At 58.9% G+C, this 16,173-nt stretch carries 14 protein-coding genes and 1 riboswitch; of the genes, 7 read left to right on the top strand and 7 right to left on the bottom strand.

Annotated elements, in window-relative coordinates; translation table 11 throughout:
- Nucleotides 1–94: 94 nt before the first annotated feature.
- From OE750_RS17230 to OE750_RS17240, 3 genes are all read right to left on the bottom strand, one after another.
- Nucleotides 95–886 carry a carnitinyl-CoA dehydratase gene (locus OE750_RS17230; RefSeq protein ID WP_263765554.1) on the bottom strand — a complete coding sequence of 264 codons (792 nt, stop codon included), beginning with the start codon at nt 884–886 and terminating at the stop codon, nt 95–97.
- Nucleotides 883–2,907, bottom strand: a complete 2,025-nt coding sequence (locus OE750_RS17235; protein ID WP_263765555.1) for an acetate--CoA ligase family protein — start codon at nt 2,905–2,907, stop codon at nt 883–885. The genes OE750_RS17230 and OE750_RS17235 overlap by 4 nt, the downstream gene beginning before the upstream one ends.
- A gap of 101 nt (nt 2,908–3,008) precedes the next feature.
- On the bottom strand, nt 3,009–4,172 hold the full coding sequence (locus OE750_RS17240; RefSeq protein WP_263765556.1) for an acyl-CoA dehydrogenase family protein: 1,164 nt from the start codon (nt 4,170–4,172) through the stop codon (nt 3,009–3,011).
- A 75-nt stretch (nt 4,173–4,247) separates the two neighbouring features.
- On the opposite strand from OE750_RS17240, the gene OE750_RS17245 reads away from it, so the two are divergent.
- On the top strand, nt 4,248–5,186 hold the full coding sequence (locus tag OE750_RS17245) for a GlxA family transcriptional regulator (protein WP_263765557.1): 939 nt from the start codon (nt 4,248–4,250) through the stop codon (nt 5,184–5,186).
- Between the two features lie 79 nt (nt 5,187–5,265).
- Here OE750_RS17245 and OE750_RS17250 read toward each other — a convergent pair whose 3' ends face one another.
- Nucleotides 5,266–6,009 carry a class II aldolase and adducin N-terminal domain-containing protein gene (locus tag OE750_RS17250; RefSeq protein ID WP_263765558.1) on the bottom strand — a complete coding sequence of 248 codons (744 nt, stop codon included), beginning with the start codon at nt 6,007–6,009 and terminating at the stop codon, nt 5,266–5,268.
- 102 nt (nt 6,010–6,111) lie between these two features.
- Between OE750_RS17250 and OE750_RS17255 the strand changes: the two genes are divergently transcribed.
- The 3 genes from OE750_RS17255 (at nt 6,112) to OE750_RS17265 (ending at nt 8,961) form a co-directional block, all read left to right on the top strand.
- Complete coding sequence (locus tag OE750_RS17255; protein WP_263765559.1) at nt 6,112–7,581, top strand: AMP nucleosidase; 1,470 nt, start codon at nt 6,112–6,114, stop codon at nt 7,579–7,581.
- Between the two features lie 129 nt (nt 7,582–7,710).
- Entirely contained in the window at nt 7,711–7,998 is a 288-nt protein-coding gene (locus OE750_RS17260; protein ID WP_263765560.1) for an HU family DNA-binding protein, read from the top strand.
- 87 nt (nt 7,999–8,085) lie between these two features.
- Nucleotides 8,086–8,961, top strand: coding sequence for a DMT family transporter (locus OE750_RS17265; protein WP_263765561.1), 876 nt, complete (start codon nt 8,086–8,088; stop codon nt 8,959–8,961).
- Here the strand turns inward: OE750_RS17265 and OE750_RS17270 are convergent.
- A complete protein-coding gene (locus OE750_RS17270) occupies nt 8,958–9,932 on the bottom strand; it encodes an AEC family transporter (protein ID WP_263765562.1) in 975 nt (324 codons plus the stop codon). The two genes, OE750_RS17265 and OE750_RS17270, sit on opposite strands and share 4 nt — an antisense overlap.
- On the bottom strand, nt 9,904–11,019 hold the full coding sequence (gene aroC / locus OE750_RS17275; protein WP_263765563.1) for a chorismate synthase: 1,116 nt from the start codon (nt 11,017–11,019) through the stop codon (nt 9,904–9,906). Before aroC ends, OE750_RS17270 begins: the two co-directional genes overlap by 29 nt.
- Before the next feature lie 153 nt (nt 11,020–11,172).
- A riboswitch (TPP riboswitch) is annotated at nt 11,173–11,271 on the top strand.
- Nucleotides 11,272–11,307: 36 nt separating this feature from the next.
- Between aroC and thiB the strand changes: the two genes are divergently transcribed.
- From thiB to OE750_RS17290, 3 genes are read left to right on the top strand one after another with little or no spacing between them, the layout of a single operon-like run.
- Entirely contained in the window at nt 11,308–12,291 is a 984-nt protein-coding gene (gene thiB / locus OE750_RS17280; protein WP_263765564.1) for a thiamine ABC transporter substrate binding subunit, read from the top strand.
- A complete protein-coding gene (locus OE750_RS17285) occupies nt 12,267–13,811 on the top strand; it encodes an ABC transporter permease subunit (protein ID WP_263765565.1) in 1,545 nt (514 codons plus the stop codon). Before thiB ends, OE750_RS17285 begins: the two co-directional genes overlap by 25 nt.
- Nucleotides 13,798–14,496, top strand: coding sequence for an ATP-binding cassette domain-containing protein (locus OE750_RS17290; protein ID WP_263765566.1), 699 nt, complete (start codon nt 13,798–13,800; stop codon nt 14,494–14,496). The genes OE750_RS17285 and OE750_RS17290 overlap by 14 nt, the downstream gene beginning before the upstream one ends.
- A 145-nt stretch (nt 14,497–14,641) precedes the next feature.
- Here the strand turns inward: OE750_RS17290 and OE750_RS17295 are convergent, their stop codons facing one another.
- Nucleotides 14,642–15,856: an MFS transporter gene (locus tag OE750_RS17295; protein WP_263765567.1), complete on the bottom strand. Its 1,215-nt coding sequence runs from the start codon at nt 15,854–15,856 to the stop codon at nt 14,642–14,644.
- Nucleotides 15,857–16,173: the final 317 nt, after the last annotated feature.

Genomic DNA, 16,173 nt, shown 5'->3' on the forward strand with positions numbered 1-16,173 from the left:
AAAACAATATTAAGATATGGTTAATTGGCTATGGGTGGCAACACAACAAATGCTGCAACCGCAAAGTGGTGGATTTTTGCCGCTTTTGGCCTGTTTAGCGGCCTTTCCAGACTGGATCGCGCTTCTCGGAGAAGGCGCGCGCACCTTCCAGGCCGTCTTCAGAGCCATAGAGGATATCGACGCTGGCCAACTGGCGCTTGGTGATGCGGTTCATGGCGTCTTGAAACTTGCTGTCTTCCGCATCGCGCGCGATTTCTTTGATTGCCGCGTAGACGAGCGGGGGGCCGGAGGCGAGCAGGCGTGCCATCTCCCAAGCCTGGTCCATGAGCGCATCAGACGGGTGAATATGGTTCACAATGCCCCAACCGTGCGCCTCTTCGGCATCAAACCAGCGGCCCGTGAGCAGAAGTTCCATCGCAATATGATAGGGGATGCGCTTGGGGAGCTTGATGCTGGCAGCGTCGGCCACAGTGCCAGAGCGGATTTCGGGCAGCGCAAAGGTGGCGTGCTCGGCAGCGAGGATGATGTCGGCTGAAAGCGCCCATTCCAGACCGCCGCCGCAGCAGATGCCGTTTACCGCTGCGATGACCGGTTTGTTCAAGTCGCGTAGCTCTTGCAACCCGCCGAAGCCACCGACGCCGTAGTCGCCATCAACCGCATCACCATCGGCTGCGCCTTTGAGGTCCCATCCAGGGCAGAAGAATTTTTCGCCAGCACCGGTGATGATACAGACGCGCAACTCGGGGTCATCGCGGAAGGCGGCAAATGTTTCGCCCATGATGCGGCTTGTGGCGAGGTCGATCGCGTTGGCTTTCGGGCGGTCGAGTGTAACTTCGAGGATGCCGCCTTCACGGCGTGTTTTGACGGGGCTTTCTGAGGGGCTCATGAGAGTGCCTTTCTGATAAGGGCGTCCACAGCAACGGCGCGGTCTGGCGTGCAGAGGAGCGGGTTTATTTCAACTTCCCCAATAAGCGGCGCATGTGCAACGACATAGTCTTGCACACTCAGGATCACCTGCGTGATCGCCTCTATATTGGCGGCGGGCTTGCCACGGTAACCTGTGAGCAAAGGGGCACATTTAAGCCCTGTTAGAGCCTGTTTTATACCTTGCGCCGTGACAGGTAGGAGCATGGAGACGGTGTCTTGCAGCAGCTCGGTCATCACACCACCAGCGCCCAACGTCAGCAAAAGGCCATGGGCCTCGTCGCGGGTGACTCCAACGAGCAACTCGGCGACTGTGCCGATAGTCATTTCCTCGACAAGCCAGCTTGTACCGCCCATTTTGGTTGCTGCGGAATGCACTGCGTCAGGCGTTGTAAGGCCGAGTGCCACACCGCCCGAATCCGATTTATGGGCCATACCTTCGGCCTTGAGCACGAGAGGAAAAGTGAGGTTGGCAAGCTGTGTGTCCAGACTTCCAAGCGAGGTGATCCTCAGTGATGCGGGCACAGGCACGCCAAAGCGGGCAAGCTCGGCTTTCGAGGCATGTTCACTCAGCGTTTCGGCGGAACCGAGCGCACCGCCCGCAAGAGGCGCCTCAGGCGCAATGATGCTTGGCTGGGCGGCGGCCTCAACAGCCGTAATCGCCTCGGTCAGCCCCATGAAAGGCACAACACCCGAACCCATGAAGCGCGCAGCCACATCAAGCGGCATAAGCTCGGGCAGGGTGGCGACAACTCCGTAAGGCCGCCCCGTGCGCTTGGCCGCGCCAAGCACTGCGTCGGTGGCGCAGATCCAGTCGGAGGCATCTGTGTGTGGGTAATCCACAATGGCAAGTGTGATGCCCGTTTCGGGGCCCGAGAGGGCTGCGAAAGTATCGGTCATCCGCGCAGTGTCGCGCCAGATGTAGGTGTGGTAATCGAGCGGATTGGCCAGTGCTACCTTGGGGCCAAGGGCTTCAAAAAGCGCTGTGCGCTGGGGGGCAGAGAGTGGCGGGAGGCGCAAGGCGCGGCCATGCACGGTATCTGCCGCAAGGCTCGCCTCACCGCCGGAGCAGGAGACAGTGGCAAGGCTTGGGTGGTCTAACCGCCCGACTGTGTGCAAAAGCTTGAGCGTTTCCAGAAATGAGGGGATGTCTGGCACGCGGGCAATGCCGAGGCGTTTCAGGAGCGCGTTTGCGCCGGCATGGCTGCCTGCAAGTGAAGCGGTGTGTGAGACAGTCGCCGCCTGGGCATGCTCAGATTTGCCGACCTTGAGCGCGAGAAGCGGGATGCCTTTTGCCGCAGCCTTCAGCGCCAGCGCGTGCCACTCGGCGGTGTCACCGAAGCCCTCGATATGCAGGCCAATCGCACTCACGCGCGAATCATCGAGCAAGGCCAAGGCAATCTGCGCCTGCGAAGTTTGCGCCATGTTTCCGCAAGCGACGACATAGGCAATCGGCAAGGCGCGCTTTTGCATGGTAAGGTTAATGGCAATGTTGGAGCTTTGCGCAAGGATCGCCACACCACGCTCGACGCGCTTGCAGCCGTGTTGGTCCGGCCAAATCGCGGCCCCTTCGAGGGCGTTGATAAAGCCGTAGCAGTTTGGCCCGAGGATCGGCATCTCACCTGCCGCTGCCACAAGCTCTGCCTGCAAATCGGCCCCGTCGGAAAGCTCGGCCCCGGCCTCGGAAAACCCGCTCGCAAAACAGACTGCTCCGCCAGCCTTGAGCGCGCGCAACTCGCGCACCACACTAATTGTCGCGTTGCGGTTCACTCCGATAAAGGCGGCATCAATCGGCCCATCCCATTCGGCTAGAGAACGCACGGCCTGCCGCCCTGCAATCACCTTGCCTTCAGGGTGCACAGGGAAAATCTCCCCGTCGTAGCCGATCATTTCAGCGGCCTTGATGATGGATGAACACCAGACGCCGCCGCCGATAACGGCAATGGCGCGGGGGTTCAAAAGTCTGAAAAGATCGCGGCTCATGTTTATGTCTTTTTCTTGCTAAAAATATCTTGGGGGGAGCGCGAGGGGGGGCAAGGCCCCTCTCGCACCACCGCGATTTGGCACAGCCAAAGCGCAATACTTCAGCCCCCGAGCGGCCGCAGCAGGTCGCGGCTGATGATGTGGCGCTGGATCTCTGAAGTGCCTTCCCAGATCCGTTCGACCCGCGCGTCGCGCCAGATCCGTTCAAGCGGCAATTCGTCCATAAGGCCCATGCCGCCGTGTATCTGGATCGCCTCGTCAGCGACCATAGCCAAAACTTCGGTGGCCTTCAGCTTGGCCATCGACATATCGGCCTCTGTCACAGAGCCTTGGTCAAACTTCCAGCCAGCTTCCCAAGTGAGCAGGTTGGCCGCTTTGATCTCGAGCGCCATATCAGCGAGCTTGAAAGAGACACCTTGGAACTTGGAGATTTGCTGGCCGAATTGTTTGCGCTCGGCGGAATAGGCCAGCGCATGCTCAAAGGCGCGTTCGGCGCGGCCAAGGGATGTGGCGGCGACTTGCAGGCGCGTCGCGCCGAGCCAGTCATTCGCGACCTGAAAGCCCTTATGCACTTCACCCAGAACGGCGGAGCGGGGTAGGCGGCAGTTGTCAAACTCCAGCACCGCGTTGGTATAGCCGCGGTGGCTCACGTTGCGGTAGCCTTCGCGAACAGTGAAGCCGGGTGTGCCTTTGTCGACAAAGAACGCGGTGATCAGTTTCTTCTTGCCGCGCGGGGTTTCTTCTTCGCCTGTTGCCATGAAGACGATAGCAAAATCGGCGATGTCGGCGTGAGAGATGAAGTGTTTCGTGCCGTTGAGGATAAAGTCGTCGCCGTCTTCTTTTGCCGTCGCCGTCATTCCGCGCAAGTCCGAGCCTGCGCCCGGTTCTGTCATGGCGAGGCAGTCCCATTTTTCGCCTTTGATGCAAGGGTAGAGATATTTCTCTTTTTGCTCCTCGGAGCCTGCGAGCAGGATGTTCGAGGGCCGCGCAACGCAGGTCCAGTGGAGCGCATAGTTTGCGCGGCCGAGTTCTTTTTCATACATGAGCCATGTGAGCGTATCGAGCCCTGCCCCGCCGACCTCTTCGGGCATATTTGCGGCATAAAGTCCTGCGGCCATGGCCTTGGGTTGAATCTCTTTAATGAGTTCCATCGGCAAATGGCCTGTGCGCTCGACAAACGCCTCATGTGGGTAAAGCTCCTTTTCGACAAAGGCGCGGGTGGTTTCGATGATCATCTGTTGTTCTTCGGTGGGCGCGAAATACATGGGGCTGTCCTGTCTTTGGTTTTGAGCCAGCCTAAGGGGCTTGCGCAAACTCACCATGCAGAATTAGAAAGAATCATGCAGATTTGGAAAAATCAGAACGCTGCAGTGCAGCAGATTGACGTGCTTTTGTTTGATGCCTTTTCAGGGCTGTGTCTGGCCAACACGATCGAGCCGATGCGCGCGGCCAATACGCTGGCGGGGCGCGAGCTTTACCGCTGGCGTTTGCTCACGCTGGATGGCGCTGCCGCAACATCTTCGAGCGGAATGTCGGTGGCTGCGCATGGGGCGCTGAGCGGGCAGCGCGGGGATATGCTGGTTGTTATGCCGAGTTATGGCTTTGCCAGCCACGCCAGCGGGACCACACGGCGCGCGCTGAGGGCGGCGGCGGAGCGTTACAAAGTGATGGCGGGGTTTGATACGGGCAGTTGGCTCTTGGCCCATGCGGGGCTTCTCAGCGGGCGGCGCGCGACGATTCACTGGGAGGAGCTTGAGCGCTTTGCAGAGGCTTTTCCCGAGGTGCAAGCCGAGCGATCGCGCTATGTGGAGGAGGCGGATCGCGTGACATGTTCGGGCGCGCAAGCTGCCTTTGATATGATGACCCACCGCATCGGCGCGCGCCATGGGCAAGCTTTGAGGCTGGAGCTGGCGACACTGTTTATGAGTCCTGACGAGGGGACTCCCCAAGATGTGCCCGTGGCGCGCGGGCGTTCTGTGGCGCGGGCGATCAGGCTGATGCAGGAGCATATCGAGCAGCCCTTGCCGATGAATGAAATTGCGCGGCGGATCGGGCGGAGCCAGAAAGACCTCGAGACGCGGATGAAGCGGGAGCTTGGGACTGTTCCGCGCTCTGTTTACCGCCGCCTCAGGCTTCTGGCCGCGCGAAAGCTTTTGAAGGAGAGCGATCTGCCGATGACGGAAGTGGCGTTGCGTGTGGGCTATCAGGATTCCAGTGCGATGGCGCGGGCGTATAAGGCGGAGTTCGGGCTGAGACCGAGGGACGAGCGTTTGGTCTAGGGGGTTCGGATGCTTCGCATCCGACCCGCCGGGGGCTTTGCCCCCGGACCCCCAGGATATTTATGGCAAAAAGAAAGGGCTACGAGGCGTAGCTGGAGCCTTCTTCATCGAGGATGGCTTTGAGCTCTGCGAGGTGGCGGGTGTCCTGCTCGGGGTAGCTTTCGATCTCCTGCGCGGTTTTTTCGGCGATGTTGTCGGGCAGAATACGAAGGGGCTGGCCTGTTTGCAGCGCGCGGATGTAAGTTTCGGCTGCGCGCTCGAAATAGTAGAGGCGATTGAAGGTTTCCGCCACTGTCGTGCCGATGATCAGCACGCCATGGTTGCCCATGATCATGACCTTTTGTTTTGGATCTTTAAAGAGCGCGGCGCAGCGTGCGCCTTCTTCCTCGAAAGCGAGGCCGCCGTAGTGATCATCAATCACATAGCGGTTGAAAAACGTGGCGCAGTTTTGGTCAATGGGCGGGAGTCGGCTGTCAGCGAGGGAGGCCAGCACGGTTGCGTGAATCGAATGCACGTGCATAGCGCAGCGCGCGTGCGGGCAGGCGCGGTGCAGCCCGCCGTGCAAGCCCCATGCTGTCGGATCTGGTGCGTTCGGGCCTGTGAGCGTGCTAGGATCATTCGCGTCGATCTCGAGCATGTCGGAAGCTTTGATGCGCGAGAAGTGCATCTGGTTCGGGTTCATCAGAAAGCGCGTGCCACTGTCATTTACGGCGAGGCTGAAATGATTGGCCACGCCTTCGTGCATATTGAGCCGTGCTGTCCAGCGGAAGGCGGCGGCGAGATCAACGCGCTCTTGCCAGTGGGTGAGATTGGGCATGGTCATGGTTTGGCTCCTTGAACAACTCGGGGCTTCGTGCCAACCTTTGGCCAAATCCGGCAGCGCGGGGCGTATGCCGGTTTCGTTTTATAAGCCGAGGAGTGGCACATGCCTTCACAATTTGTGACACCGGAACGGGGCGAATTCCAGCGCTTTGAAGATGCGCGTGAGGCTGTGGCGCGTCTTGAGGTGCTTTATGAAGCTTCTTGCGATTTTCTGTGCAAAGCGTTTTCCAAGGCGATGAAGACACCGCCAAAAGACAGGCGGATTCGGGCATTTTATCCTATGGTGCGGGTTGAAACGACGAGTTATGCGCAGATCGACAGCCGGCTGAGTTATGGCCATGTGTCCCAGCCCGGGCGGCACGAGACAACGATCACGCGGCCTGATCTGTTTCGTAATTACCTTATTCAGCAGCTTGAGCTGATTATGGAAAATCATGGTGTGCCTGTAGAGATCGGGTATTCGGAAACGCCTATTCCGATCCATTTTGCTGTGGCCAATGACACACGCATTTCCGTGCCGCAGGAAGGCGCGGCAGAGTTTACCTTGCGTGATGTGTTTGATGTGCCTGATTTGAGCACAACGAATGATGATATCGTCAACGGAACATTTCAGGGCGGAGAAGCTGGCGCGGAGCCGCTTGCGCCTTTTACGGCGCAGCGCGTGGATTATTCATTGGCGCGGCTTACGCATTATACGGCGACAGAGGCGGAGCATTTTCAAAACCACGTTTTGTTCACGAACTACCAGTTCTATGTAAACGAGTTTGAGGCCTATGCACGGGCCATGCTGGCGGACAAGGCAAGCGGCTATACCAGCTTTGTTGGCACGGGCAATGCCGCGATCACCGAGGCGGATGCGCCTTTGGAAATTTCAGAGAAACAGCCGCAGATGCCGACCTATCATCTCAAGCGTGCAGACGGCTCCGGGATTACACTGGTGAACATCGGCGTTGGCCCGTCGAATGCCAAGACGGCCACGGACCATATTGCTGTTTTGCGCCCACATGCCTGGATTATGGTGGGGCATTGTGCGGGGCTGAGAAACAGCCAGCTTCTGGGTGACTTTGTTCTGGCGCACGCCTATTTGCGCGAAGACAAGGTGCTGGATGATGACTTACCTGTATGGGTCCCTATTCCGGCGCTGGCAGAAATCCAGATTGCTCTGGAAGAGGCGGTTGCGGATGTGACGGCCCTGAAAGGGTATGACTTGAAGCGCGTTATGCGGACCGGGACTGTGGCCAGCCTCGACAACCGCAACTGGGAGTTGCGCGAGACCGATGGCCCGGTGCAGCGCCTGAGCCAGAGTCGTGCCATTGCGCTTGATATGGAAAGCGCGACGATTGCGGCCAATGGCTTCCGCTTCCGTGTGCCATACGGGACGCTTTTGTGCGTGTCGGACAAGCCGCTTCATGGCGAACTGAAGCTCCCCGGAATGGCCAGCGATTTCTATAAATCACAGGTTGAGCGGCATTTGATGATCGGGATCAAAGCGATGGAGTCGCTTCGTGATATGCCTCTGGAACGGCTGCATAGCCGCAAATTACGCAGTTTTAACGAAACTGCCTTCCTTTAGAGGCAGAAAATCGCCGCAAAATGCAGTTTTTCTTGAGGTTTTGGCACACAATTCGTTGTGTTGCCGCGCTTCATACAGTTATATGACGCCGATGGGGCCCAAGATCGGGCAATTACAGGAGACTATCCAATGACAAAACCAATGACAAAGACCCAGCTTGTTGCAGCGATCGCAGACGAAATGGGTGCGGACAAGAAGACAGCGACAGGCGCGCTGGATTCAATCATCGCGATCATCACCAAAGAAGTTTCAGGCGGCGGTGCCGTGACCCTTCCAGGCGTTGGCAAAATCTATTGCCGTGAGCGTCCAGAGCGTATGGTCCGTAACCCTGCCACAGGTCAGCAAATCAAAAAAGAAGCTGACAAGGTTGTTAAAATGACAATCGCGAAAGCATTGAAAGACAGCGTGAACGGCTAAGGCCTTTCTACGAAGCTTGAATGTTTCACAAGTTTACGAAAGGGTCGCCCCAGAGGCGGCCCTTTTTCGTATTTGGAGACAAAACGCGTGGACATCAGAGCAATTTTTATGGGCGTGGCATTTGCCTTCATGTGGTCAAGTGCGTTTACCTCGGCGCGGATAATTGTGGAATATGCCTCACCGCTCTGGGCGCTGTCGTTGCGCTTTCTGATCTCGGGTTTGCTGGGTGTTTTGATTGCACGACTGATGGGGCAGACGTGGAATTTGACACGTAATCAGTGGCGCGCAACGATTGTTTTTGGCCTCTGTCAGAACGCGCTCTACCTTGGGCTCAACTTTGTAGCGATGCAGACCATCGAGGCGTCACTCGCTGCGATTATTGCTTCGACCATGCCTTTGCTTGTCGCGGTTGCGGGGTGGCTTTTCTTTGCGGATAAGGTGAAGCCCCTGGCGCTTGCCGGGCTTATTGCGGGTGTGATTGGCGTGAGCATCATTATGGGTGCGCGGATGGGTGGCGGGGTCGATCTTTACGGCCTCGGGCTTTGTGTGATCGGGGTGCTGGCGCTGACGATAGCGACGCTTGTGCTACGCGGAGCAACATCGGGGGGGAACTTTCTGATGGTTGTCGGTTTGCAGATGCTTGTCGGTTCTTTTGCGCTGTTCCTGGCGGCGCTGGCTTTGGAGCCGCCGCATATGGAAATGAGCACGCCGCTGGTTCTGGCATTTATCTACACCACGCTCGTTCCGGGGCTGGGGGCGACTTTGATATGGTTCCTGCTCGTTGATCGCATCGGCGCGGTTAAGGCGGCGACGTTTCACTTTCTCAATCCGTTCATCGGGGTCAGCATTGCAGCTGTTGTGCTGAGTGAAGCGCTCGATTGGCACGACTTCCTCGGTGTGGCTATCATTGCGCTGGGTATTCTTGCGGTTCAGCTTTCAAAGCAAAAGCCGGTGGCTTCCTAGAGCAGCCAGAGCATCAGCGCGCTGAGGGTGATGAAAGAGGCTCCTGTGGCGACCATCTGGGCGATAGAGGCCATGCCTTCGTGACCCAGTTCTGATGCAAAGATCGCGTAAACTGCGAACATCGGAACCGCCGCAGAAAGCACGACCGCTGCCGCCAGCTCGCGGCTGAGAGGTGGCAGGCCGAGTGCTGTTGCCAGAGCAAGCGCGAGGGCGACCATGGCAGGGTGAAGCAAAAGCTTGCCCGTGGCTGTGAGTGCAGCGAGCGCGCGATGACCCTTGAAAGGCAAACCCACAAGTGCGCCGCCGATCGAGAAGAGCGCCAGCGCCGAGGCCGAGGCCGCGAAGAGGCCGGTTGTGCGAGTGAGCGGCTCGGGGAGAGGGAGCTTCAGCAGCGAGACTGTAAGCCCAAGAAGTAGCGCAATGACCATCGGACGGCGCAGAACATTGAGAGCGATTTGTGCGACGAGGCGGGGAATGCTCGCGCTGCCGCGTTCTTTAGAAAGCTCGAAAAGCACGAGACAGAACGGGATAATCAGGAAGTTCTCCACCAGCATGTTGAGGGCAAGAATTTGCCCCGCCACATCGGGGAAAGCCAGCAGCATCAGAGGATAACCGATGAAGCCCGAGTTGGGGCAGGACGTGCCCATGACTGCGACAGCGCGGCGGCTGGAGGAGGTTTTGAGCAGGGTGAGAACGGTGTAAGAAGCGGCGATGGTGAGGAGTGCGCCAACGGCGAAAACGGCGATATAGGTCAGGTTGAAAACCTCGAGCGCATCACGGGTGGCCACAGCCAGAAAAAGCAGCGCGGGCAAGGATACGTTTAGCACGAAGCTGCCGAAAAGGCGCATGTCGGAGGGTTTGAAAAGCCCGCCACGAACACAGATATAGCCAAGCGCCACGGCAGCGAAGATGGGAAGGGTGATACCGAGGACGGCGAGCATATCAGCCGATTTTTCCGCGGGTCTCGCCAATAGCGCCGCCGACCTGGCCACGGTGCAGGAGAATGTGATCAAGGATCACGCAAGCCATCATCGCTTCGCCCACAGGCACGGCGCGGATGCCGACGCAAGGATCGTGGCGGCCTTTGGTGACAACTTCGGTGGCGCTGCCATCAAGCTTGATAGAGGCGCGCGGCGTGAGGATCGACGAGGTCGGCTTCACGGCGAAACGGACGACAATATCCTGCCCCGTAGAGATACCTCCGAGGATACCGCCCGCGTGGTTGGAGCTGTATTCGGGGCCGTTGGCGCCCATGGTGATTTCGTCGGCGTTATCTGTGCCAGAGAGGCGGGCGGCGGCCATGCCTTCGCCTATTTCGACGCCCTTCACAGCGTTGATGCTCATCATCGCGGCGGCGAGATCGGTATCGAGCTTGGCGTAAATCGGAGCGCCAATGCCTGCAGGAACATTGCGCGCGACAATTTCAACGGCGCCGCCGACGGAGTTTTTGTCTTTGCGCACGCGCGTGAGGTAGGCTTCCCATGCTTTGGCTGTAGCCTCGTCCTGTGGAATCCAGAAATCGTTCTGGTCGATCGCGGCCCAATCAAACTTGGAGCGGTCGATCTCCATTTCGCCCATGATTGTCATGTAGCCTTTGATCTCAAGCTCGGGGGCTAGGGCTTTGAGAGCTGCGCGGGCAACCCCGCCAGCGGCCACGCGTGCAGCTGTTTCGCGGGCCGAGGAGCGGCCACCCCCGCGATAGTCGCGCAGGCCATATTTTTGGTGATATGTGATATCTGCGTGCCCGGGGCGAAATGTCTGTGCGATTTCGCCATAATCCTTTGAGCGCTGGTCAGTGTTTTCGATCATCAGCTGGATCGGCGTGCCTGTGGTGACGCCTTCAAAGACGCCCGAGAGAATGCGCACCTGATCGGCTTCCTGCCTTTGGGTGGTGTTTTTGTTCTGACCGGGGCGGCGTTTGTCGAGCCAGACTTGCAGCATGTCTTCGGTGAGCGGGATGCCCGGGGGGCAGCCATCGACTGTGGCGCCGAGGGCGGGGCCGTGGCTTTCGCCCCATGTGGTGACGCGGAAGAGGTGTCCGAATGTGTTTAGGCTCATGGGGCGGCTCCTTTGCGCTGAGGTTTATGTCGAATTGCGCTTGCGCGCAATCCGATCCGTGCGAGGGGGGCCAGCCCCCCTCGCGCTCCCCCCGGGATATTTTTGGCAAGAAAAAAGACAGGGCTTGTGCAGCGCGTGCGGGCTGCATAGGTTGAACTTACCTCGGGGGGCTCATGTGAGCTGAGATGCGAAAGCGGACCCGTTGAACCTGAACCGGTTAGGACCGGCGGAGGGAAGGTCGGATATTCATCCCACTATCTCCGCCCGTCGCAATATGAGGAGGATGAGATGAAACATCTTGCATTTGCTACGGGAGTTTTTGTGTCGGCTGCGGGAATCGCAGCGGCAGAGACGCCTGAACTTGTTGTCTATACCTACGATAGTTTTGTATCAGAATGGGGCCCCGGGCCGCAGATTGAGGCGGCTTTTGAAGAGGTCTGTGGCTGTGATTTGAAGTTTGTCGCGGCAGGGGACGGCGCGGGGCTGCTCTCGCGGCTACGTCTTGAGGGCGCGCGCACCGAAGCAGACATTGTGCTTGGGCTTGATACCAACCTGACGGCGGCGGCAAAGGAAACGGGGCTGTTTGCGCCGCATTCTGTGAGTGCTGAATATAGCCTGCCTGTGGACTGGGCGGATGACTTTTTTGTGCCGTATGACTGGGGCTATTTTGCCTTTGTCCACCAGGCGGAATTTGATGCGCCTGTAAGCTTTAAGGCGCTGGCCGGGAGTGATGCGAGAATCCTTATTCAGGACCCGCGATCATCAACCCCCGGGCTTGGCCTGCTCATGTGGGTGAAGGCGGCTTATGGTGAGGAAGCTCCTGCGATCTGGGAAGGGCTTGCGGACAATATCGTCACCGTGACCAAGGGCTGGTCAGAGGCTTATGGGTTGTTTCTGGAGGGTGAGGCGGACATGGTTTTGTCTTACACGACATCGCTCGCTTACCATATGATTGCCGAGGACGACCATGGCAAGAAGGCGGCTTTGTTTGAGGAAGGGCATTACCTGCAAGTGGAAGTGGCGGGCAAATTGGCCGGGAGTGATGTGCCTGAACTGGCCGACAGTTTCCTTGAGTTTATGGTTACGGATGCTTTCCAGAGTGTCATTCCGACGACCAACTGGATGTATCCAGCCGTGACTCCTGAGGCGGGTTTGCCTGAAGGGTTCGAGAGCCTTGTGCAGCCGGAAAAGGCGCTGCTTTTGTCGGCGGATGAGGCGGCAGAAATACGTGCGGAAGCCTTGGAAGAATGGCGCGCCGCGCTGTCGCAATAAGCAAGGCCACCAGCGCGGTAACGGCTGCGCTGGTGCTCTTGTTGGTGCTGGTTCCTATCGGGGCTGTGAGCCTGCGCGCGGGATGGCCAGAGGCCCTGGTGGTGGCGGATTGGGCGGCGCTGAAGTTTACGATCTTGCAGGCGGTTCTCTCGGCTTTGTTTAGCGCAGCGTTGGCTGTGCCTGTGGCACGCGCCCTTGCGCGGCGGCAGTTTTATGGACGGGGCGCGCTTGTTTTGCTTATGGGAGCACCGTTTATTTTGCCTGTTATTGTGGCCGTGATGGGCCTTTTGGCAGTTTTTGGACAAGGCGGTTTTTTGAATGAGGGGCTGAGCGCTCTGGGCCTGCCAAGAGTACAAATTTACGGGCTGCACGGAGTTGTCCTGGCGCATGTTTTTTTCAACCTGCCACTGGCAACACGGCTTTTGCTGCAAGGCTGGGAAAGTATTCCGCAGGAGCGGTTCCGCCTAGCGGCGAGCCTTGGGATGGGTCCGCGAGAGGTGATGCGGCGGTTGGAACTGCCGATGCTGAAAGAACGGTTGCCCGCTGTGCTTCTGGTGGTTTTTCTCATATGCCTCAGCAGCTTTGCTGTAGCGCTAACGCTTGGTGGCGGACCTGCGGCGACAACACTGGAGCTTGCGATCTATCAGGCGTTTCATCTGGAGTTTGATCTTGGGCGGGCGGCACTTTTGGCGCTTGTGCAGTTGGCTCTGGTGCTTGGCGTGGGGCTTATCGCGCTACAGCTTGGGCGGGTGGCCGGATTTGGAGCGGGGCGGGGTGCTGTGCGGCAAAGGTGGGATGCGGGCGCGCGTTGGCTGAGAGTGCAGGATGGGCTGGTGCTTGGGCTTGCCGTATTGTTTATTATGCTGCCTCTGGTGATGGTTGCTGTGCGCGGTGCGGGGCAGGTTCTGAGCCTGCCTGCTTCGGCCTGGAGCGCGGCGTTGGCCTCGGTCATCATTGCGCTTTGCTCGACTGTTTTGTGTATAGCAGCGGCGCTTGCGCTGGCCTCTGCACAGGGGCGCGCCGCCGAGGTGATCGGGCTTTTGGGCTTGGCGATTTCGCCTCTTGTTTTGGGCACCGGATTGTTCCTTCTGATCAACCCCTACGCGAGCCCGCAGGCGCTTGCCTTACCTATTACAATGTTGGTGAATGCCTTGATGGCGCTGCCCTTTGCGTTGCGGATCATTGCGCCTGAATATGCCCGTGCGGAGGCAGACTTTGGCCAGCTTGCCGATGCTTTGGGGCTGCGCGGATTGGCACGTATGCGGCGGATGATATGGCCGCAGATCCGCGCCAGCCTTGGCTTTGCGGCGGGGCTGGCAGCGGCGCTTTCTATGGGCGACTTGGGCGTTATCGCGCTTTTTGCCGACGGGGAAACCGCCACTTTGCCGTTGCAGGTTTATCGCCTGATGGGGGCCTACCGTATGGAGGCGGCAGCGGGGGCGGCGCTTTTGTTGGTCATGCTGAGCTTTGGCCTTTTTGCGGTGTTTGATTGGGGAGGGCGGCGCGGTGCTGACGCTTGAGAATGTGAGATACGAGCAGGACGGATTTGTGCTTGCGGCAGATTTCAGCCTTGAGCCTGAAGCTCGGGTGGCCGTGATCGGTCCGTCAGGCGCGGGCAAATCGACTCTTCTGGCGCTCATCGGCGGGTTCATAGCGCCGCAGCGTGGACGGGTGCTTTGGCAGGGTCAGGACATCACCAAAAACGCACCAAGCGCGCGGCCGGTGGCGAACTTGTTTCAGGAGGGGAACCTTTTCCCGCATTTGAGCGTGTACGAGAATGCAGCCTTGGGCGTTAATGTGAGCTTAAGGCTGAGCGCTGCGGAGAATGAGCGCGTTATGGGGGCTTTGGAACGGGTCGGGTTGAAAGGCTATGAGGCGCGCAAGCCTGCCCAGCTTTCGGGCGGTCAGGCGAGCCGTGCAGCACTTGCGAGAGCGCTTTGCCAAGACAAGCCGCTGCTATTGCTCGACGAGCCTTTTGCGGCGCTTGGCCCTGCATTGCGCCGCGAAATGCTTGATCTGGTTGGCGAAATTGCGAGCGAACATAGGCGCGCTGTGCTTATGGTGAGCCATGAGCCGCGCGATGCGAAGCATTTTGCGCAGCGCGTGATTGTGGTTGCCGATGGTGTTGCTGAAGCGCCGCGAGAGACGGCAGAGTTGTTTGCCAACCCACCGCGCGCGCTGAAAGACTACCTCGGAGATGGCTGAGGCGTAAACGTGCCGTGCAGCTTGGTTAATGGCAGCGAAAGCGGTTGAGTCCAGGGGGTGAAACATGTGCACCCTGCGTGCACAAACCGTGCACCGCCTAAATCGAAAAGTGTGAAGTGGAATTAGTTCAATGCAGCGTGCGCCACTACTCGGCAGGCACAAGACGCCGCGCGCCGAGGCGGGGGTGCAAGGTGCTTGAGATGATCCAAGCGCAAATGAAGGCGCCGCTTGTGAGCAGGAAGATCCCCGACACAGGCGCAACCAGCAGCACGGCCCAGGACAAGCCGGGCGTGAGGATGCCCGAGACATCACGATAGGAGGAATAGACGGCTGACATTTCGGTGCGTTCCGATGGCTTGACCGCCATAAGGAAGGGCAGGCCTGCGCAGACATCGAGGGTGATGAGAAAGACCGACGCGAGGAACAGAGCGGCGAGGGCCAGAGGCGGGAAGGACTCAAGCAAGCCCCCGAGCGCGAACAGCAGGGCCGCTGCCATGAAACCTGTGCGCACAGCAAAGCGGACGGAGCTCATTTGCATCAGTTTAAGGATGAGCGGCGAGGCGAAGAGCGTGGCGTTTGTGATGGATAGAAGCAAGCCGCCAAGCTGGTCGCTGAGGCCGTTTTGCACCGCGTAGATCGGCAGGTAGACGACATAGGCCCACCAACCGCAGGAGCGGATGACCGCAAAGGAGAAGCCTGCAATAAGGCGGGGCTGTGCGGCAAAGCGGGCAAGGAAGGCGAGAGGATTGGGCGAGGCGCGGCGCGCACGGGTGATGAGCTTGCCGTTGCCAAGGCGCATGTAAAAGAAGATCGCCATCATGGTGAGGGCCGAAGCACCCGAAAGGATGAAAGGCGCCGGTTGCCACCATGTGTAAAGCGAGATGCCGATAAGGGGTCCACCTGTCCAGCCGAGAGCGGAATAAACCATGCGCAATGTTTCGCTGCGGCCAAGCTCGATGCGCTTGATGTAGTCGAGGACATAAGCGTTGAAACAGACAAAGGTGATGACAGTGGCCATGGCATTGAGCGCGAGGGCAGGGACAATGCCGTGCGGCCCAAGGACGATGGCCAAAGCGCAGCCGAGTGCAAAGAGGCTTGCGCCAAGCGCATAAAGCCAGCGCCGGGGAATGAAGCGGTTGAGGTAGGGCACAAGCAAGCCGACAGCAAGCGAGGCAAGGCCAATATAGAAATAGACTTCGCTCACAGCAGAGGCGCTGCCAAGGGCCTCGTAAAGCGCGATAGGAAAAACAGAAATGAGCATACCACGAGTGACGCCTTCAAGCCCCGCAAGAAGAGCGAAACCATGCACAGAGGGGGCTGGCGCGTGGCGGAGCCACTCGGGGATACGGCGTTCAAACATTCAGCCAGACTGCCGCTTGGGAAGGAGTGGTCTGTCCTGTTTTCGACTTCGGCGTGTATTTGCGACAAGGATTGACGCGTTAGCCTGATCGCGGGTGGACCTTTGAGTAAGCCGGAGCTGATCTTTCTTATTGCTCTAAATATCCAAAACGCAACAAAAGCCAAGTCGCGACAGCTCTAAGGTATTGCGCCGCACTTCGTGCGTCACCCAAGGGGGCGGGGGGGGCCCCGGGGGCCCCCCCCCCCCCCCCCCCGCGCCGAAGGCCGCCCCAAAACAGGGGGGGGGGGGGGGGGGGTTGGGGGGGGGGGGGGGGGACA

Origin of the sequence: Lentibacter sp. XHP0401, from assembly GCF_025751535.1 — a bacterium.
GTDB lineage: Bacteria > Pseudomonadota > Alphaproteobacteria > Rhodobacterales > Rhodobacteraceae > Lentibacter.

Excerpts from the sequence above, each read along its gene's own strand:
- OE750_RS17230 (WP_263765554.1), bottom strand. The coding sequence starts at position 886 with ATGAGCCCCTCAGAAAGCCCCGTCAAAACACGCCGTGAAGGCGGCATC.
- OE750_RS17235 (WP_263765555.1), bottom strand. The coding sequence starts at position 2,907 with ATGAGCCGCGATCTTTTCAGACTTTTGAACCCCCGCGCCATTGCCGTT.
- OE750_RS17240 (WP_263765556.1), bottom strand. The coding sequence starts at position 4,172 with ATGTATTTCGCGCCCACCGAAGAACAACAGATGATCATCGAAACCACC.
- OE750_RS17245 (WP_263765557.1), top strand. The coding sequence starts at position 4,248 with ATGCAGATTTGGAAAAATCAGAACGCTGCAGTGCAGCAGATTGACGTG.
- OE750_RS17250 (WP_263765558.1), bottom strand. The coding sequence starts at position 6,009 with ATGACCATGCCCAATCTCACCCACTGGCAAGAGCGCGTTGATCTCGCC.
- OE750_RS17255 (WP_263765559.1), top strand. The coding sequence starts at position 6,112 with ATGCCTTCACAATTTGTGACACCGGAACGGGGCGAATTCCAGCGCTTT.
- OE750_RS17260 (WP_263765560.1), top strand. The coding sequence starts at position 7,711 with ATGACAAAACCAATGACAAAGACCCAGCTTGTTGCAGCGATCGCAGAC.
- aroC (WP_263765563.1), bottom strand. The coding sequence starts at position 11,019 with ATGAGCCTAAACACATTCGGACACCTCTTCCGCGTCACCACATGGGGC.
- thiB (WP_263765564.1), top strand. The coding sequence starts at position 11,308 with ATGAAACATCTTGCATTTGCTACGGGAGTTTTTGTGTCGGCTGCGGGA.
- OE750_RS17285 (WP_263765565.1), top strand. The coding sequence starts at position 12,267 with ATGGCGCGCCGCGCTGTCGCAATAAGCAAGGCCACCAGCGCGGTAACG.
- OE750_RS17295 (WP_263765567.1), bottom strand. The coding sequence starts at position 15,856 with ATGTTTGAACGCCGTATCCCCGAGTGGCTCCGCCACGCGCCAGCCCCC.